The sequence below is a fragment of the Pricia mediterranea genome, from assembly GCF_032248455.1.
GTDB classification, from domain to species: Bacteria; Bacteroidota; Bacteroidia; order Flavobacteriales; family Flavobacteriaceae; genus Pricia; species Pricia mediterranea.
In genome coordinates this window covers 1769209-1789803 of the sequence record NZ_JAVTTP010000001.1, presented here as the reverse complement: position 1 = coordinate 1789803, position 20595 = coordinate 1769209, and the positions used below count along the sequence as shown (strand labels likewise).

13 protein-coding genes are annotated in these 20595 nt (G+C 48.0%); 9 read left to right on the top strand and 4 right to left on the bottom strand.

All coding sequences use genetic code 11. The features are described from left to right. Positions 1-6: 6 nt before the first annotated feature. A complete protein-coding gene (locus RQM65_RS07420) occupies positions 7-1401 on the bottom strand; it encodes a sigma-54-dependent transcriptional regulator (RefSeq protein WP_432279860.1) in 1395 nt (464 codons plus the stop codon). Positions 1402-1583: 182 nt separating this feature from the next. Here RQM65_RS07420 and RQM65_RS07415 point away from each other — a divergent pair, with 182 nt between their 5' ends. The 9 genes from RQM65_RS07415 (at position 1584) to RQM65_RS07375 (ending at position 18347) form a co-directional block, all read left to right on the top strand. Then, on the top strand, positions 1584-2930 hold the full coding sequence (locus RQM65_RS07415) for a TolC family protein (protein ID WP_314013829.1): 1347 nt from the start codon (positions 1584-1586) through the stop codon (positions 2928-2930). A gap of 52 nt (positions 2931-2982) precedes the next feature. Further along, entirely contained in the window at positions 2983-4233 is a 1251-nt protein-coding gene (locus RQM65_RS07410; protein ID WP_314013828.1) for an efflux RND transporter periplasmic adaptor subunit, read from the top strand. A 73-nt stretch (positions 4234-4306) separates the two neighbouring features. Continuing rightward, the gene (locus RQM65_RS07405; protein WP_314016803.1) at positions 4307-5002 is read left to right on the top strand and encodes an ABC transporter ATP-binding protein; all 696 of its coding nucleotides are present in this window, start codon (positions 4307-4309) and stop codon (positions 5000-5002) included. A gap of 166 nt (positions 5003-5168) precedes the next feature. Next, positions 5169-7568 (top strand): ABC transporter permease, encoded by a 2400-nt coding sequence (locus tag RQM65_RS07400; protein ID WP_314013827.1) that lies wholly within the window; start codon positions 5169-5171, stop codon positions 7566-7568. A 34-nt stretch (positions 7569-7602) separates the two neighbouring features. Further along, entirely contained in the window at positions 7603-9960 is a 2358-nt protein-coding gene (locus RQM65_RS07395; protein WP_314013825.1) for an ABC transporter permease, read from the top strand. A gap of 74 nt (positions 9961-10034) precedes the next feature. Beyond that, entirely contained in the window at positions 10035-12452 is a 2418-nt protein-coding gene (locus RQM65_RS07390; RefSeq protein WP_314013823.1) for an ABC transporter permease, read from the top strand. Between the two features lie 56 nt (positions 12453-12508). Further along, positions 12509-14941 carry an ABC transporter permease gene (locus RQM65_RS07385; protein ID WP_314013821.1) on the top strand — a complete coding sequence of 811 codons (2433 nt, stop codon included), beginning with the start codon at positions 12509-12511 and terminating at the stop codon, positions 14939-14941. A 110-nt stretch (positions 14942-15051) separates the two neighbouring features. Further along, positions 15052-17526: an ABC transporter permease gene (locus RQM65_RS07380; RefSeq protein ID WP_314013820.1), complete on the top strand. Its 2475-nt coding sequence runs from the start codon at positions 15052-15054 to the stop codon at positions 17524-17526. A gap of 62 nt (positions 17527-17588) precedes the next feature. Then, on the top strand, positions 17589-18347 hold the full coding sequence (locus tag RQM65_RS07375; RefSeq protein ID WP_314013819.1) for a head GIN domain-containing protein: 759 nt from the start codon (positions 17589-17591) through the stop codon (positions 18345-18347). 386 nt (positions 18348-18733) lie between these two features. Here the strand turns inward: RQM65_RS07375 and RQM65_RS07370 are convergent, their stop codons facing one another. From RQM65_RS07370 to RQM65_RS07360, 3 genes are read right to left on the bottom strand one after another with little or no spacing between them, the layout of a single operon-like run. Continuing rightward, positions 18734-19177, bottom strand: coding sequence for a hypothetical protein (locus RQM65_RS07370; RefSeq protein WP_314013818.1), 444 nt, complete (start codon positions 19175-19177; stop codon positions 18734-18736). 13 nt (positions 19178-19190) lie between these two features. Further along, entirely contained in the window at positions 19191-19583 is a 393-nt protein-coding gene (locus RQM65_RS07365; protein WP_314013816.1) for a hypothetical protein, read from the bottom strand. Beyond that, positions 19584-20594 (bottom strand): hypothetical protein, encoded by a 1011-nt coding sequence (locus RQM65_RS07360; RefSeq protein WP_314013814.1) that lies wholly within the window; start codon positions 20592-20594, stop codon positions 19584-19586. It abuts the gene before it with no gap. Between the last annotated feature and the right edge of the window lies 1 nt (position 20595).

Sequence of the window (20595 nt, the reverse complement as noted above, 5' to 3'; positions counted from 1 at the left end):
CCCTTGCTAGTGCTTGCTCTTCTTCAGTTTATTGTATAGCGTCTGCCGCGAAATTCCTAACTGTTCGGCGGCGGCGGTGTAATTCCCGTCATTTTGATCCAGGGCGTTGTTGATCATTAACAGTTCCATTTCTTCGAGGGTCTTGGGACCTGATTCTTCGGATGCTCCACCGGGCAGTCCGTCTTGGCGGGATGTTTCCCGCCCGGATGCCATGGGAAAGTCCTCCGATTTTAGCACATTGCCTTCCGAGAGGATGATGGCCCGTTCCAACGTGTGCAAGAGTTCCCGAATGTTTCCCGGCCATGGGTACGCCAAAAGTTTCTCTTGGGCGGTTTGGTTGATTCGCAATCCCGGTTTGCCATATTTGGCGGTAAACTTTTTGAGGTAAAAATCGGCCAGTATCAAAATGTCGTCTTCCCGTTCCCGAAGCGGTGGCACCTCGATACGGATGGTGTTGATACGATAGAGCAGGTCTTCCCGGAAAAGCCCGTCGGATACCATGTTATCCAAGTTCTCGTTGGTGGCGCAGATCAACCGAATATCGACCGAAATGGGTTTGTTCGAGCCCACGCGGACAATCGTTTTGTTCTGTATGGCGGACAGCAGCTTGGCCTGGGCCTGAAGGGACAGGTTCCCGATTTCGTCAAGGAAGAGGGTGCCGCCGTTCGCCGCCTCGAACTTTCCCGCCCGGTCTTCCTTGGCGTCGGTAAAGGCCCCTTTTAGGTGTCCGAATAGCTCACTTTCGAACAGGTTTTCGGAAATGGAACCCATATCCACTGCAATAAAGACCTCGTCGCTTCGGGGCGAAAGTCGGTGCAATTCTCGGGCGATCAGCTCCTTGCCAGTACCGTTCTCGCCCGTGACCAGTACGTTGACCTCGGTTTTGGCAACCTTGGCCGTCAGCTTTAGCACCGCCTGAAGCGCCTTCGAATTCCCGACAATGGGATTATTGTTCTGATTGATGACCTGCTTCAGGCTGCTTTCCTTTTCTCGGAGCTGGGAGACTTCCTTTTGGGATTTCCGGAGTGAGTAGGCGGATTTTACCGTGGCCAGCAGTTTGTCGTTGTTCCAGGGTTTCAGCACAAAATCCGCCGCCCCTTCCTTCAGCGCTTTCACGGCGAGATCCACCGCCCCATAGGCGGTCATCATTATCACCGAGATATGCGGTGCCTTCTTACGGATTTCCCGCAGCCAAAAAAGTCCCTCATTGCCTGTATTGACCCCGGCCGAAAAATTCATATCCAACAAAACGATATCATAGGTATCCAGATCAGGAAACGAAGAAATTTGGTTCGGGTTTGAGATGGTCCGAATTGTTTTGTACTCGAATTGTAATAGAATCTCCAAAGCGCTAAGCACGCTTTTGTTGTCATCTACTACAAGGATCTTGGCATTTTGCATCCTCAAAACTACGACTTCCCATCCGTTTTGATTCCTAAACCGTAAAAAAGTTTGACAATAGTTGTACATTTATTTTACGTTTCCGTTCCGTTCTATCCAAATTGATAATTATAAAGCGTTGATAGGCAGCAATGTGTAATCTTGGCACACGGATCGCATATTCTTTGGCATACCAAAAGTATATGAACCGAAATTCTACAATAGCATTTATCATCTTGATCCTGTTAGGAACGCAATTACAGGCTCAGTCCACCTGGACGCTGGATGAGTGCATAGCCTACGCGCTAGAGAACAACCTGCAGATGAATAACTTTGAGTACGCTGCACAATCCGATAGGGAAACGTATCGGCAATCCGTTCGCAACCTTTTGCCGTCCGTTAACGGACAGACGCAGTATACCATCAATTTCGGGCGGAGCACCGACCCGTTTACCAACGATGTGGTGACCACCGATTTTTTTTCGAACAATTATACCTTGGAAACGGCGGTGGACCTGTTTCGGGGCTTTCAGAAAATCAATACGATCAAGGCTACGAAGTTTCTGTACCGAGCCACCAAAGAAGAGCGGTTGCAAGAGCAGTACCTGTTGGCATTTCGGGTCATGCAGGCATTCTATGACATTCAGTTTTATAAGGGGCTGGTCGGAATATCCGAAGAGCAGCTGCAGGTCTCACAGTCCAATTACGACCTAGTGGAAAAACAGATCGAACTGGGGCTTAAGGCCGGGGCGGACCTGTACGAGGCCGAATCGTTGTTGTTGACCGACAAGCTGAACCTGACCCAAAGCAAAAACCAATTGGCGGCCGCCGAGTTGGCGCTGATCCAGGAGATGAACCTTGAGGGTGCGGAAAACATCGAAATACAGGAGGGAATTGCCCAAAAAGATAGCGAGGGGACATTTCCGGAAATAGGCTCCGATTCCGTCTTTAATGCCGCAAAGGCCTTTATGCCCATCATAAAAGCGAGGCAGTTACGGGCCGATGCCGCCGGAAAACAGGTGGCCGCCGCAAAAGGTGAGCTCCTGCCCTCACTAACGCTTTTTAGCGGTGTCGGCACCGGTTATTTTGAAACCACCCGCGATACCCTGGGCAACACCATCCCTTTTCGCGACCAGTTCAGGGACAACACGTTCAAGTACATAGGACTATCCCTGAACGTGCCGATTTTTAACGGTTGGTCGGGACATTCCAAGGTAAAGCAACGAAAAATAGAGCGGTTAAGGGCGCTGAACAATCTGGAAATTCAGGAACAGGAGCTATTGCGGACCGTACAGACCCTGGTGCAGGATTATAATTCGCTACAAGTGGAATATGAACAGAGCAACCAAAAGGTGAAGGCACAGCAGTTGGCCTTTACTATTGCCCAGAAACGCTATGAAAGGGGGTTGATCAATGCTTTGGAACTGTTTCAGGCCAAGAACCTGTTCGCCAGTGCCCAGAACGAAAATCTGCAGGTACGGCTGAAATCCGAGATAAATAAAACTACCTTGGATTTTTATCGCGGGCTGCCGGTGTTCGATATACAGTAGGGGCCAAAAAATATACTTTGTACTAAATACTAAGTACTCAATACTAAAAAAAATGGACATACAATTAGAAAAGAAAAAAGGACTCCGCCCAAAACACTACGGCTATATCGCTTTGGGCCTACTGCTGCTTGTAGCGGGTTACCAGCTCATATTCGCGAGTTCGGTCTCCACCTTCCGTACGGAAAGGGACAAGCTGACCATAGCAGAGGTGACCGATGGAAAATTTGACGATTTTATTACCATCAACGGCAACGTGGCCCCGATCGCCACCATTTATATGGATGCCTATGAGGGCGGCCGCGTCACCGACAAGCTGATCGAAGAAGGAGCTATGGTCGAGAAGGGCGATATCATCCTGAAATTGGAGAATATGAACCTATACGAGCAAATATTGCAAAGTGAGAGTAATCTGGCCCTGAAACAGAACGACCTGCGCTCGACCAAGCTCAACTTCGACTCCCGGTTGGTGGAGGGCAGGAAATCTTTGGCGACGGCCAGTACGGAGCTGCAACGCTTAAAGCGGAATTTTGAACAGAACCAGGCCCTGTACGACGAAGAATTGATTTCGAAGGAAGAATACCTCAAATCAAAGGAAGATTACGAGCTTTCGAAAAAGCAATACGATATCGTAAAGGTTCAGACCGAAAATGATGAGGAGTTGGCGGAAACGTCGCTGACCGGATTGGATGCCGACCTTGCTCGGATGCAAAAAACTTTGGGCATGGTCTATCAGCGTCTCGATCACCTGAACGTCCGGGCCCCGGCGGACGGTCAATTGGGATTTTTGGATGCCGAGATCGGACAGAGCATCCAACAGGGCGAGCGTATCGGGCAGATCAACGTACTGACCGATTATAAGATCGAAGCGACCATCGACGAGCATTATATCGACCGCGTGGTACGGGACCTGACCGCTGTTTTGGACCGTAATGGGGAGGAATATCCGCTACGGCTGCGCAAGGTATATCCCGAAGTACGCAACGGGAAGTTTAAGGTCGATTTGGTCTTTACGGATGAAAAACCTTCCACGATCCGCACCGGGCAGAGCTATAACATCAAATTACGGTTAGGCGAATCGAGCGACGCCTTGTTACTTCCCAAGGGCAGCTTTTTTCAAAGCACCGGGGGGCAGTGGATTTTCGTTGTCGGTCCCGATGGGGATGAGGCCTTACGTCGTAACATCCGCATAGGAAAACAGAACTCCCGCTATTACGAGGTGTTGGAAGGCTTGCAGGACGGGGAAAAAGTGATTACGAGCAATTACGACAGTTTTGGGGAGGCGGAGAAGATTGTTTTGAAATAAAAACATCGTAGAATGTCACATCGAGCGCAGTCGAGATGTCCTTAATATAAACAGTTAAAACCCAATCAAAATGATGATACAGATCGAAAATTTAAAAAAAAGCTTCCGAACGGAGGAAGTCGAGACCTTGGCCCTCCATAAGGTAAACCTTAAGGTAGAAGACGGCGAGTTCGTCGGAATTATGGGCCCTTCGGGCTGTGGTAAGTCCACTTTGCTCAACATCATCGGTATGTTGGACAACCCTACCGAGGGCAGTTACCAATTCGCCGGTCATGAGGTGGCGGGACTCAAGGAAAGCCAGCGCACCCAACTCCGGAAAGGGAATCTCGGTTTTGTCTTTCAGAGCTTTAACCTGATCGATGAGCTGACCGTTTTCGAAAACGTAGAGCTGCCGCTCATCTATTTGAAAGAAAGCAAAAGCAGCCGCCGGGAAAAAGTAATGAAGGTGTTGGAGCGGATGAAAATCGCCCACCGCGCCAAGCATTTCCCGCACCAATTGTCCGGCGGGCAACAGCAACGTGTCGCCATAGCGAGGGCCGTGGTCACGAACCCCAAACTGATTCTGGCGGATGAGCCCACCGGTAACCTCGACTCCAAAAACGGACTCGAAGTCATGAACCTGCTCACCGAGCTCAATCAAGAAGGCACCACCATCGTCATGGTAACCCACAGTGACCACGATTCGCATTTCGCGCACCGGGTCGTGAATCTGTTCGACGGGCAGATCGTTACGGAGAGCCATAATCGGGCGTTGGAGGCACGGGTGTGAGAGTTGCGGGCAGGGGGAGTTTATTCATCAATCAAGAAACAAAACGGTCAGGTATCGATAGGCCGATTCATCACCGGCCGTGTAAAAACGATATAACCTGAAATGGGAAAACCTGACTGGTCCGACAAATGCAGGGAATAATTAATGTTTATAATAACAGAGATCAATGTTCAAAAACTATCTAAAAATCGCCTGGCGCAACCTAAAGCGCAACAAAGGCTACTCCACCATCAATATTGGGGGATTGGCCCTGGGCATGGCGGTGGTCATTATGATCGGACTATGGGTCGAGGACGAGCTGACGCACAACAGCTATTTCAAGAACAAGGACAAAATCGCACAGGTATTCCAATCCCAGACCTTCAACGGACAGGTGGGCACCGGTCCCGCCATTCCCCGACCCTTGGAAAAGGCCCTGCGAGACGGATATGCCGATAACTTTGAACATCTTATGATGGCGTCGTGGACCAATGACATGTACCTAAAGTTCGGAGAGACGAGCATTTCGAGGCCGGGAAACTACATGCAGCACATGGCCCCTGAACTCTTGAACCTGAATGTCATCAAGGGCGATCGGGACGGCCTGAGGGAAGTCAATTCCATTATGCTTTCCGCCTCTACCGCCGATGCCCTTTTTGGCAAGGAAGACCCGATCGGCAAAACCGTCAGGGTCGCCAACCAATATGACCTTATGGTCACCAGTGTCTATACGGATATTCCGTTTAACAATACCTTTCATGACACCGAATATATTATTCCCTGGGAACAGTATGTCGCATCCCGGGAATGGATCCAAAATGCGGAGGACAATTGGGGCAACAACTCCTTTCAAATGTTCGTACAGATTGCGGACAATACTACGATCGACCGGGTGACGGCCACCATCAGAAACGTCAAAAAGGAGTTGAACGAGGATACCGCCGAATTCGACCCACAGCTTTTTCTGCTCCCGATGGAAGACTGGCATTTAAGGAGCAATTTTGTGAACGGAAAACAGACTGGCGGACGTATCAAATACGTATGGCTGTTCGGGATAATCGGAGCTTTCGTTCTTTTGCTGGCCTGTATCAACTTCATGAACCTGAGTACGGCACGGTCGGAACGACGGGCCAAGGAGGTGGGTATCCGAAAGACCATCGGCTCCGGCAAAGGACAATTGATCTATCAGTTCATGGGCGAATCCTTCTTGGTGGTGCTTTTGGCCTATGCCCTTGCCCTGGCCATCGTGCTGCTCTTCTTGAACGGTTTCAACGAACTGGCTCGAAAGGAGATTGTATTTCCCTATGAAAACTGGATCTTTTGGGCCATATCCATAGTATTGATCGTATGCACGTCATTGTTGGCAGGCAGTTATCCCGCCCTGTACCTCTCGTCCTTCCGGCCGGCCGACGTCTTAAAGGGCACCTTTCAAGCGGGCAGTTATTCCGGCTTACCGCGAAAAATACTGGTAGTGCTCCAGTTTACCGTTTCCGTGGCCTTTATCATCGGTACCGTCATAGTGATGCAACAGATTAACCATGCCAAGAACAGGCCGGTGGGATATGATAAGGAAGGGCTGGTACAGATACCGACCTTCAGTAAGGACTTCAGCGGAAAGACCGATCTGATGCGGGAGCAGTTCCTCAAATCCGGGGCAGTCGTCGAGATGTCGACCTCGAGCAGCCCCACCACCCAGATTTGGTCGAACCGAAGCGGCTACACCTGGGAAGGAAAGCCCGAGGGATTTCAGGAAGACCTGGCATGGACGGAGGTATCCCCGGAGTATGCCAAATCGCTGAACCTTAAGATTATAGAGGGAAGGGACTTCTCCCGGGAGTTCGCCTCCGATTCACTGGCCGTACTCATCAACGAAACTGCAAAGACGTATCTGGGGGTTACCGATCCCGTCGGGATGCTGTTGCGCGACGATGATGAGGAAGACCCCGGTCCGCCCCTGAAAATTATCGGGGTCGTGGAGGACATGGTCGCACAATCTCCTTACGAACCCGTTAAGCAAGCCATGTACGTTTACGACCGGAACGACAATTTCAGCTATTATAACCTTAGGCTGAATCCTGCCCGGAGTGCCAGCGAGAACCTCGCTGTGGTCGAGCAGGTCTTTAAGGAGCATTTTCCCGCCATCCCCTTCGACTACCAGTTCGTCGATGAGGAATACGGGGAAAAATTCGCATCGGAAGAGCGAATAGGAAGCTTGGCCGCAATATTTACCGCCTTGGCCATTTTTATCAGTTGTTTAGGCCTTTTCGGACTGACCTCTTTCGTGGCCGAACGCCGCACCAAAGAGATCGGTGTTCGGAAGGTATTGGGGGCCTCGGTACTTAACATCTGGAACATGCTCTCCAAAGACTTTTTGAAATTGGTCATCATCTCATGCTTCATCGCCATACCTGTCGCCTATTACGTCATGAACGGGTGGCTTCAGGAATACCCGTACCGGGTCATCCTCAAATGGTGGATTTTCGCCTTGGCCGTATTCGGCGCCATTGCGATTACCTTGTTGACAGTCAGTTTTCAGGCTCTCAAGGCTGCACGGCAGAATCCCGTAAATAGTTTACGGACGGAGTGACTTATTATTGTCATTAATCAGAACAGCGAGTACTATGTACAAAAACTATTTAAAAATCGCTTGGAGAAGCCTTTGGAAAAACAAAGGCTACAGTGCCCTCAATATTTTCGGATTGGCCATCGGCATTACCTGTGCCAGTCTTATTCTGCTTTGGGTGGAGGACGAACTGAGTTTTGATAGTAGTTTTCCGAAACCGGATCAGGTATATTATGTTCCCACCAACCAACTCTATGAAGGGGAATGGCGTACTTTTTATCAGGCTACTCCAGGCCCGTTGGCAAAAGTAATGAAGGATGAGATACCCGGAATAGTAGGGAGTGCGCGCACGATGGCGGAAGACCTTCTTTTTGAGGTAGGAAACAATTCCATCAATAGATATGGACGGTTCGCAGATTCCGATTTTCTGGATATGTTCGGGCTTACCATGGTGGAAGGCCGTCTCGAGTACGCCTTCAACAAACCTAACGGCATTATCATTTCCGAGGAAACCGCCAACAGTCTTTATGGGGAAGGCACATCGGTTCTTGACAAAATAGTTCGAGTGAACAACGAGAACAACTTTATCATTACCGGCGTTTTTGAAAACTTACCGACCAATGTCAGCTATAGTTTCGATTGGGTGGCCCCGTTCGAAATACTTGTAGCTGATAGGCCATGGATGACCGAATACGGAAATAACTTTTCGGATACGTTCGTCGAACTATCCCCGGAAGCTGATTTTGAGGCCGTCGATGCCAAAGTACGCGAAATTCTTCCCGCCAAGACCGGGGATGATGAGACCATCGCCTTCCTTCATCCGATGAAGGATTGGTATTTGCGTTCCAATTTTGAAGGCGGGAAGCAGGTGGGTGGTCAGATTGTTTATGTGCGGTTGTTTGCTTTGATCGCCATTATCATCCTCTTGATTGCCTGTATCAATTTTATGAACCTGTCCACGGCAAGGAGCGAAAAAAGGGCCAACGAAGTGGGCGTTCGCAAAGTCTTGGGCTCCGGTAAAGGGACCTTGATTTCCCAATTTATGGCTGAAGCGTTAATAACGGCAACTTTTGCGGCTGCGGTAAGCATCCTCTTTTTATTGATTCTGATCCCTCAATTCAACCTCCTTATCGAAAAACAGTTGGAACTTCGACTTTTCGAGATTACCCATTTACTCTGCCTTCTGGGGATAACCCTGATTTGTGGCGTTTTGGCAGGATGGTATCCCGCGTTCTATCTATCCTCATTTAAGCCTATAGCAGTGCTCAAAGGAGTGCGCAGTACGGAGGGTAGTGCATCAAGAATTCGTAAGGGATTGGTAATTACCCAGTTTACGGTCTCCATTGTATTTATCATCAGCACAATTATCGTTTACCAACAGGTGAATCACGTGAAGAATCGTGATTTGGGATTTGAGAAAGAAAATTTGATTAGGCTTCCCGTAAACGGGGACGTCATAAAAAATTTCGATCCCATTCAACAGGATATGATCGCATCCGGAAGGATCGAAAATATTGGATTGGTCAATTCCCAAGTCCTTTCTGGAGGAAACAACGGTTCAGGTTTCCAGTGGCCTGGTGGGACGGACACCGAAGATGTTCTGATTTCTTTTAGGGAAATCAGCTCCGGCTTTTTTGAAACTGCCGGCATGAAAATTATCGAAGGTAGGGGCTTTGGCGACGATATCGACAACGCCAATAATAATATTCTGATCACCGAGACCTTTGCCAAATTGATGGGCGAGGGAAGTGCTTTAGGTAAAACCGTAAGGCGTGATGATGACGCGTTTACCGTAATAGGCGTAGTTAAAGACTATCTGTACGGGGATATGTACGGAACGAGCGACCCTGTCATGTTTTTCAACTATCATGACGATGCACGATTTCTTTATGTGAGAACCAAGCCCGATATGGCTTTGTCAGAAACCCTTGCGACGATGGAAAGTGTAATGAAGAAACACAACCCCGCTTTTCCATTCGAATACCAATTCGTTGACCAGGCTTTCGATGCCAGGTTTAAAAGTGAAAAGCTTGTCGGAAGTCTTTCGAAAATATTCGCCTTGATTGCCATCATCATTTCCTGTTTGGGACTATTCGGACTCGCTGCATACACCGCAGAACAGCGTAAAAAGGAAATTGGCGTACGAAAGGTATTGGGGTCGAGCGTCTCTGGAATCGTTCGATTGTTATCCAAGGATTTTTTGCGCTTGGTCATCATCGCACTTCTGATTGCAACGCCGATAGCATGGTGGTTTATGCAAAACTGGCTGGAAAGTTTCGCCTATCGCATCGAAATTGACTGGTGGGTATTTGCCCTTGCCGGTATCGCTGCTATCTGCATTGCACTATTGACGGTAAGCTTCCAGGCGGTAAAGGCCGCAGTGGCGAACCCGGTGAAGAGTTTGCGAACCGAATAAAAAAACAAGAAGAAAGACCCCGAAGGTTTTCAAAATCTTTGGGGTCTCATTGAGGGCTCACAAAAACAAGAACCATGTTCAAAAACCACCTTAAAATCGCCTGGAGAAGCATCAAAAAAGAGAAGCTGTTCACTTTTATAAAAATCGGGGGCTTCGCCGTAGGAATAGCCGCTTGTTTGCTGATTGCGCTGTTCATAAAGGATGAATTGAGCTACGATGAACACTACGCCAATTCCGAACGTCTTTACAGGGTTGTACTGGAGGCCGAAATACATGGGGAGATGAAAAAAAGTACCCATTTCCCTTTGCCTTTTGCCGAAACCTTGGAAGCGGATTTCCCGGAAATCGAGAAGGCGGGTAAAATATTCGGTTCCGCACTTTCCTCGGGCGGCAAAAGGGTCTTTCGGCCGAGCGGCGAATCCCAAAACGTTTTTGAAGAAGGATTTTTATATGGCGACCAAAGTGTATTTGAATTATTGGAAATTCCGCTGGTACAAGGCAATACCGAAGATGCACTGACCGGACCGGGAAACATGGTCATTTCAGAATCTAAGGCGGCAAAATATTTCCCCAACGGAGATGCCTTGGGAAAAACCTTGATTTTGGACGATAATACCTCCAGGCCCTATACCGTATCAGGGGTAATGCCCGATTTTCCGACCAATGCCCACCTTGACTTTGATTTTTTGCTGCCCATCGAGGATACCAATATGAGCTGGACCTCACAGAACTATTTTACCTATGTACTGTTGGATGAAAAAAGCAATGTGAAAGAGCTTCAGAACAAAATGCATTCGATTATAGAGAACTATGTGATTCCCGCCCAGATCCAACGCGGTAGGGATGCCTCTTTTATTGAGGTCCTTAAAAGGATAGAATACCGATTGCAGCCCATAAGCGATATTCATCTAAAATCGGATGTTGCTATGGCCGATGGATTGCAACATGGAGACCTCCGTTTTGTCTGGCTTTTTGCGGCTATCGCGGGGTCCATTTTACTTTTGGCCTGTATCAATTTTGTTAATTTGTCCACCGCTAAATCAGCGAACCGGGCGAAAGAGGTCGGGCTCCGTAAGACAGTCGGTGCCTTTAAGAGCAATCTTGTCGCCCAGTTTCTTACGGAGTCGGTTGTGTTCAGCCTTATTTCCTTCGTATTAGGAGTATTGACAGCATGGCTGCTGCTTCCCTTCTTTAATTCCATGGCCGAAAAATCCATCACGATACCTTTTACGGCGCTGTGGTTTCTGCCCATCATCTTGCTTTCCGCTTTGGTCATCGGAATCATAGCCGGTCTCTACCCGGCATTCTACCTCTCCGCCTTTCGCCCGGTCAATGTTTTAAAGGGACGGCTAAGCACAGGGGGAAAAAGTGGAAAGTTGCGAAGTGGACTGGTCGTTTTTCAGTTCACAACATCCGTCGTTCTAATTATCGGAACGCTTATAATTTATAAGCAGATGGACTTTATCCTTAAAAAGGAACTGGGATACGAGAAAGAACTGGTCGTGATTTTGGAAGGTGCGAATGTTTTGGGAAACAAGGCGGATAACTTTAAAGATCAGCTCTTACAGTTGTCCCAAGTAACCAAAGTCTCACGAAGCGATTATTTACCGGTGGAAGGTTCCAAACGAAATCAGACCACTTTTAAAAGTTTGGACGAAGCGGCGGAAAGCGGAGGGGTCTTGAGCCAAACTTGGCGCGTAGATTACGATTACATCAAAACCTTAGGAATCCAAGTCGTAGAAGGTCGCGATTTCTCAAGGGAATTTGCTTCCGATTCGGTCAATTCCATCATCATCAATCAAAAAATGGCTTCGGACCTCGGACTTGATAACCCTATTGGAAAACAACTTGATAATAATTTCCAACAATGGACCGTCGTTGGGGTTGTTGAAGATTTTCATTTCAAATCCTTGAAAGAAAATATTACGGCATTGGCCTTTACCCTTGGAAACGATATAGGTACGGTCGCCGTAAAAATCCGTTCCGAAGACATTAATGAGTCCCTGGCCTCCATAGGCGCCGTTTGGGACCGCAACGTACCCATTCAAGCCCTGAGCTATACTTTTTTGAATCAAAAATTCGCCCAAATGCACGAAGATGTGCAACGTATTGGCAAAATTTTCAACAGCTTTGCCCTGTTCGCCATCTTCGTGGCCTGTTTGGGCCTTTTCGCACTTTCCGCTTTTATGGTGGAGCAGCGTAAAAAGGAAATCAGCATCCGAATCGTTCTGGGCGCGCCCTTCAAGAGCATATACAAATTACTGACCCTGGACTTTATGAAGTTGATCTTGGTTTCCATAGTCATCGCCGTCCCCATAGGCTGGTATATGATGAACCGTTGGCTAGAGGATTTTGCCTACCGGATCAATATCGGTTGGGAAACCTTCTTGGCCGCAGGGGCAATCGCCTTGGTCATCGCCCTATTGACAATAAGCTATCAATCCATCAGTGCGGCCATGACACAGCCGTTGAAGAGTTTACGGACGGAATGAAATAGAATTACCATCAACTTGCCCATCCCAAGAGAAGGGCTAAAAAACGAGTAGCCATGTTCAAAAACTATCTAAAAATTGCTTGGAGAAGCCTCAAAAGACAACCTTTTTTTGCGTTCCTGAATACTTTTGGGCTAGCCATCGGAATGGCCGGGGGGTTGCTCATAGCGTTATACATCTACGACGAAGTGAATTACGATACCATGTTCAAGGATGCCGAGCGTATCTTTAGAATAAATGTGGATTCGAAATTCGGAGGTGCGGAGGGGAAATCCGCAGAAGTGTCGGCACCCATGGCCGCCGCCATGGAGAACGATTTTTCACAAGTCGAACAGACCGTAAGATTCAGGAATCTTGGCAGTATGCTGCTTAGAAAGACCGATACGAGGGCAAACGTAAAGCAGGAGGGGGCAACCTTCGTCGATTCCACCTTCTTTGACATGTTCGGTCTGGACCTCTTGGTGGGCGATGTAGAAACCGCCCTAAAAGAGCCCAATACCTTAATAATGACCAGGACGGCGGCCTTAAAGCATTTTGGATTGAAAAACGCCCTGGGGCAACAAATGGTATTGAACAACAGCGATACTTATACGGTGACCGGGGTAATCGATGATATGCCCAAGCGGTCGTTTCTCAGGGACCACAGCATTTTTATGGCAATGGCAGGGAACGAGGACGCACAAAATCAGGAATGGACCAGCCATAACTACTTTACCTTTATCAAACTGATACCCGGTGCCGATATTGCCGACTTTCAGGAACCCTTGCAGTCTATGCTCGGGACATACATCATGCCGTACGTGCAGACCTTTTTGCCCGGTGTCACCGAAGAGCAACTGGCCGCCTCCGGAAATTATCTGAATTTTAGTACGATAGCCTTGCCCGATATACACCTGTATTCCGACAAGGACTATGAACTCAGTGCCAATAGCAGCATTCAGAATGTCTATATTCTTTCGTTCATCGGTTTGTTCCTGATCGTATTGGCGAGCGTGAATTTCATGAACCTTTCCACGGCGCAATCCCTGAAAAGAGCAAAGGAAGTGGGTATCCGTAAGACGCTGGGGTCCGGCAAACCGGCCTTGATACGACAATTTTTGACCGAATCGGGTTTGATTTCCTTTATCTCGCTGTTGTTCGCCTTGGTCATTGCGGCAGTCGCCACCCCATACTTCAACGTGCTTTCCGGCAAGTCGGTCGCTATACCCTTTTCAGACCCCTTTTTCTGGCTGATCTTGTTATCCGCAACTGTTGTACTGGCGCTTTTCGCCGGAAGCTACCCGGCTTTTTTTATGTCCCGATTTATGCCTGTCAGCGTACTCAAGGGAGGGGGTAAGAATAGCGTGGGAGGCGGAACTATCCGAAATCTGCTGGTGGTCTTCCAGTTTGCCATTTCGGTGTTTTTAATCATAAGTACCTTGGTGGTCTTTCAACAATTGCAGTTCATTCAAAGTAAGGACGTGGGTTTCACCAAAGATCAGGTCCTGATTATTGACGATGTATATACTTTGGGCGAAAAAGCTAGTGCGTTTAAGGAAGAAGTGGCACAGCTTGGCCAAGTGGAGAGCGCATCTTTGAGCAGCTTTTTGCCAACTCCGTCCGCCCGCAGCAACACCTCATTTTTTAAGGAGGGAGGCGCAACGGCCGAAAATTCCATTAACATGCAGATTTGGAGGGTCGATGAGGATTATGTGCCGACCTTGGATATGGAGCTTGTGGCAGGCCGGAATTTTGACCGACAGTTTGGTACCGACTCCACGGCCATGTTGATCAACGAGTCGGCGGCTTCCATTTTGGGCGTGCAGCCTGAAGAAGCCTTGGGTATGCGGATAATCCGCAATTTTGAGGACGGTACTTCCAACTACTTTAAGATTATCGGAGTACTTGAAAATTTCAATTATGAATCGCTGCGGGAGGATATCGGCGCTTTAAGCATGACTTTGGACAATTCAACGGGTTCCATGGCCGTACGACTGAAGGCCGGGAATTTTTCCAATGCCATAGCGGGTATCGAAGGGATATGGGATAACATCGCCCCGGGACAGCCTTTCGGGTACCGATTTATGGAAGATTCCTTCAACAGCACCTATCGGGCCGAGCAGCAATTGGGACGCATCTTCGTCACCTTTACCATCCTGTCCATCTTGATCGCGTCTCTGGGACTTTTCGGCCTGGCCGCCTTCAATGCCCAAAAACGCACCAAAGAAATTGGCATCAGAAAGGTTTTGGGGGCCAGTGTAGGTCAAATTACCTATCGGTTGACTACCGACTTTCTTAAGATGGTAGGGGTGGCCATACTCATTTCCCTTCCCATCGGCTGGTTCGTCATGAACAAATGGCTGGAAGATTTTTCGTATCGAATAGAGATCAGTTGGTGGATGCTAGCCCTGGCCGGTCTTCTGGCCATAGGGATAGCCGTGCTGACCGTAAGCTACCAAAGTATAAAAGCCGCCATTGTGAACCCCGTAAAAAGTTTACGGACGGAGTAAGGGCAGTAGATTGTTACCTCAAACGCCAGTCGAGGGGGTGACAGTCCCTGTCCGGACAGAGGAATGAATTTTTTCGGCTGGCTCCGGAGCGCACACAAAAAGTATAGGACATGTTCAAAAACCATCTAAAAATAGCCATTCGAAATGCCATCCGGCACAAGGGCAATAGCATCATCAATATTTTAGGTCTTGCCATAGGCTTGACTTGTGTCATCCTTATAGCACTGTTTGTCAAGGATGAATTGAGCTATGACCGTTTTTTTAAGGATGCCGATCAGATTTATAGGGTCAATATCAACGGCAAGATGGGCGATGGGGAGTTCTATGCAGGCTATACGCCGCCTCCCGCAGGAAAGACCCTCGTCGATAACTTTCCGGAAATAGAAAGTTATACGAGGATGTATCGTCCGGGGGTCGATGTTCTTGAATATAGGAACGGTAGTGAAAAGCGGGTGTTCAACGAAAACGAGGTATATGCCGTGGATTCGAATTTTCTGAATGTCCTCAGTTATCCCCTTAAAAAAGGAGATCCGGAGACCTGTCTTGAGGAACCCAACAGCGTGGTCATTACGGAGAACATCGCCAATAAATATTTCGGGGATGTCGATCCCATGGACAAGACCCTTTTTTACGGATCCGATAGAAAACCCTTGAAAGTGACAGGGGTGCTGCAGGACATGGCGGACCTACCGGCATCCGTAAAGTTCGACATCTTGGTGCCGGTCGCAAATTTTGAACAGGTAGTCTACTTCGATTGGAGCTGGGTTTGGCTGAATATGGCGACCTATGTAAAACTGGCCGATAAGGCCGCCGCCGACCCCGATGTCATAACCCACTTGGAAGCCCAATTTCCTGCCATGTTGAGGGCCCACGCGGCAGGTGCTTTTGAGCGTATCGGACAGCCCTACGATGAGTTTCTCGAGAACGGTAATAAATGGGACCTGCACTTGCAGGCCCTGACCGATATCCATCTGCGTTCGGGGGAGATAGCCTCCGCAATTACCGAACAGAACGACATCAAAAACCTGTACATATTCGGGATTATCGCCTTATTCATCATCGTACTGGCCTGTGTCAATTTTATCAATCTGGCCACGGCGCAATCCGCCAAAAGAAGCAAGGAAATCGGAATCCGGAAGGTCCTCGGTTCTTTTAGGGCACAATTGATCAGACAATTCTTGACCGAAGCCTTCTTTTACACTATCGCATCCACGGTATTAGCGGTCATTCTGGTATGGGCCGTACTTCCCCTTTTTAACCAGCTATCGGGCAAAAACCTGCCTTTCCGATCCATTTTTGAGGGAGGCATTTGGCTGTTCATTCTCTGTCTGGCCATCGGGGCCGCGCTGCTGGCAGGCCTTTATCCCGCTTTTTACCTTACCTCCTTTAAACCTGCCAATATCCTCAAGGGACAAAACGCAACCTCCGACGGCAAGGGAGGATTCATCCGTAACGGACTGGTAGTGTTCCAGTTTACTATAGCCATCATCATGATCATAGCGACCTCCATCGTGTACTTGCAATTGAGATACGCGCAGCAAAGGGATTTGGGATATGACCAGGAAAATCTGGTCGTACTGCGGAACACCGAGAAATTGGGGGATAGCGAGGAATCCTTCCGGCAAGAGCTGCAATCCCTATCCGAGATCAAGAGTGCCACCATTTCATCGGGCATGTTGACCAAGGGTTCTTTTGGGGATTTCTATGTGCCCGAAACCCTTGAACCTGATGGAAATATTGCCAAAGACATCACCCTGCAATCCTATTTGGTGGATGATCAGTTCATTCCCACCCTGAATTTGGAATTGTTGGAAGGAAGAGGATTCGATAACCGGTTCAACGATTCGCTGTCCGTAGTGATCAATGAGGCCGCCGCCAAACAAATAGGATGGGAAAGCCCCATCGGAAGCATGATCCGTTACCCCGGCGGTGACATGGAGTCGTATAAGGTTATCGGGGTTTTAAAGGATTTTAATTTAGAATCCCTTCAAAGCCACATCGAACCCTTCGCCCTATTTTCAAATTCCTCGAAAAGCTATGACACCGGAGTTTCCTATATCACCCTAAAACTGAAAGCGGGAAATACGAAGGAGATTTTAAAGACCGTAGAGCATAGCTGGAGGAATTACCAACCCAACGTTCCCTTCGAATATTCCTTTTTGGACGACGACCTCGATGCCGCCTATATCTCAGATAAACGCCAGGCCAGACTGTTCGGGGTGTTTACTTTCCTTACGATTTTCATTGCCTGTATGGGCCTACTCGGACTGATCGCGTTCACGGCACAGCAGAAAACCAAGGAAATCGGCATTCGAAAAGTTCTGGGCGCCAGCGTATCCGAGATTGTCCGGTTGTTGGCCCTGGATTTCGTTAAGGTAGTGCTTCTTGCCCTGCTGATCGCCGCTCCCATCGCCGGATATTTTATGAACCGTTGGCTACAGGATTTCGCTTACCGGATAGACATTCCGTGGTGGATCTTCGGGTTGTCCGGGGTAGTAGCTATGACCATCGCCTTGTTGACCATGGGGGTTCAGGCCGTCAAGGCGGCGAATGCCAATCCCGTGAAAAGCTTGCGTACCGAATAAAAAGAATAAAGGAAGACCCCAAAGGTTTTCAAAACCTTTGGGGTCTCACAAAAACCAGAACCATGAAAGATAAAACAAACATCAAAATCATTCCCCCCATCCTCTTCGCCTTTTTGGCCATCCAAACCGGGTTTGCCCAACTTAAGACCGTTGATGTCGACTATTTCGACAAGGTCATCGTGAGTCCACATGTGCGGGTCGTCTTCCAACAGGGCGATTCGGAAAGCGTAGCCATTGAAAGTAGTACGGAACCCGAGGATAAGATCAATATTGAGGTCAACGGCAAGACGCTACGCATCTATCTCGATGGGGCCAAGGATGTGACCAGAAGCGAGAAGGTCAAAGAAAACGGGTACAAACAACGGAAATCCATTTATAACGGAACTGTCGTAAAGGCGACCGTAACTTATAAGAATCTGGAAGAACTCTCCCTGCGCGGGGAGGAGAAAATTGTCTGTAAAAGTTCTTTGGAAGGGTACAAATTCAACTTGACTATTTATGGGGCATCGCAGGTATATCTCGATAAAGTGGATTTGGAATATTTGAAAACTATCATCTACGGCGAAAGTTATCTCGAGCTTAAAGAGGGCGAACTGGGCCGTCATAAAATCACGGCCTACGGTGAGACCAAAGTCAACACCTTGGGCGTGGAGAGCAAATCGGTTAAGATTACCGCCTATGGAGAAGGAAGTTATCGCGTAAACGCTGCCGACGACCTCAAGATTACGGCCTATGGCGAAACGACGGTTGTCTATGAGGGCAACCCCAAGGTCAAAAAGGGGATTATAATCGGGGACGCGACAATCCATAAAATACAGTAAATGAGTTCAATACACTAAACAGGTCTACTGTCCGCAGAAAGTTTATTCATCGACCGAAATCAAGTCGAAAAACGAAAATCATGTTCAATAACCACTTAAAAATCGCTTGGCGAAACGGTATTAAGAACAGGGGACATTCTCTCTCAACATCGCGGGACTTGCCCTTGGCATCGTGAACTCGAGGGGGATTACACCAATACGATCTAGAATACAAGGTTTCGACTATCGGATCGAGATGCAATGATGGCTGTTTGCCCTGGTCGGAATCATTACTATGTTAAGCGCCTTCGCCACCATCAGCTGGAAGAGTTGTAGGGCCGCGACGATGAATCCCGTGAAGGCTTTGGAGGATGAGTAGGCTCTTTTTGGTTCCGCCAAATGCAAAATCAGTTCATAATCGGGATGTCCGGTAGATCGTCCTTCGTTTTCGAGTAGGTAATCGTTTTGGTTTCTTCGAGGTATTTCAAGGTCAGGTTATCGGAAGTCAGTTCGGCAATTCGGTACACGGGCCTTTGATTGATGTAAAGTGTATCTTTTTCTACACTGTATTTCGATCGAAATCCGAAAACTATCTTGTATTCGATGAGATTGTCTTTCCCATCAAAAACCAGATAGAAGTAATCTTCGCCCCGGTCTTCTGGTTGAGTGTCTATTTCTTCCCCGTCAACGGTCATGCTAAAGCCGATTTTTTCCTCGGCGGGCTGGGAATAGACCCAGGTTCCTTTCAGGTCGGCCTCTTCGGTCGTTTCCAGCTTTTTAACCGTATCTTGACAAGACGATGCGGATATCAGTAGCAGGTTCAAGAGTAACATTAGGGGTAAGTTCTTCATTTTGATACTGGTTTTAGTGTTGTTGAAATTGATTTGTTTTCTTTTTTGGCAGTCTAAATCCGGCCGCTTTAATGGCGGGGGTATCGGTAACGGGTCGGCTTAATAGAATTTCGCTCCATGAAGGATTTTCGGCAGAATAATTGACAATAAAAAAACGGTTTTTGTATGCAGGATATTTTTCACTTTCAATGTAGATGCTTCCGTCATATTTACTGTCATTGTCACGGTAAAAGTATTTGAGCGAGGGTCCAGTTTTTGTACCTCGCAAATAACCGTTCACTTGGGCAATGGTTTGATGACTGTTTCTTTCTATATCCCATTTTCGATATTCGTAAAAAGTATAAAACAGTACTAATACCGTAATCACTACACCGATACCGACGTATTGATTTCTAGTGATTGTCATCTATTCAGCTTTCCTACGGGAGGGTTCTACCGTGGTCTGGATTATAAATTGTCCACCAAAGTTGGTGGCTTTTCCGCTTTTTCCGGAAAATTTTTCTAAAGGTATTTCCATCGAGTTACCAAAAGCCTTGCTTCCCTTAAATGTAACACATCCGACGATATTCTGGGAAAATTCTTCTATCGAAGTTGATCTATATCCATTTTCACAAGTGGAATCAGATGTCGATCTCAAGAAAACGTCTCCGCCATGACCAAAAATGGAACTGCTAGCGACGTCAAATATATCAATATTAGAAGCATCCCAGTTGTTATTGGCAATTCCACCTGACAGATATTTACTGCCAAGTTCCAAACCACCGTTGAATGCCATCTGCCTTCCCATATTCACGGTGAACGCCCCCCCCAAAGAAGAGGTCATCGCCGAAAAGATACTGCTTTTGCTTGCCATGACCATCAGCGGCACGGCCTCGGCCGCGGCTATGATGGCGGCGGGTAGTGCTATCGTGACGGTTATGATTTTCTTTTCGTCTATCGCATCATAGGCTTTCCAGATTTTTGCATCCTCTTTTGCGCTGACGGTGATCTTCATCATGTCGGCGAACTGCTTTGCCGAGCTGGAAATGATCTCACCGATCTGTTTGCACGTGATGTCGAACTCCTGTACGCGCCGTCGTCCGTAGGTCGAGCCAAAGTTGTTCAGGGACAAGATAGGCAAATGCGCGTGATCCACGATGAAATACCGGTTTTGTAAGAGGTTGTTCCGAATCGCTTCAATTTGAAGGGTCACCTCGCCATCCTTAAAAAAATACCAATCGTAGGTCTTGGCCCGCGTGCGGTCAAGCTCGTTTTTCAGATAGCGCTGTAACGTGTTCACGGCGACCTTTTTGATTTTGTTCTTATCGGCCAATGTAGGGCTTCCCCGTTTTGACAGGCGCAGGTTCGCGAGTGATCTTTGGAGGTTCCGTTTCAGCTTTTGCCGTCCGATGATGAGGGTCTGTGCATCTATGTCCATC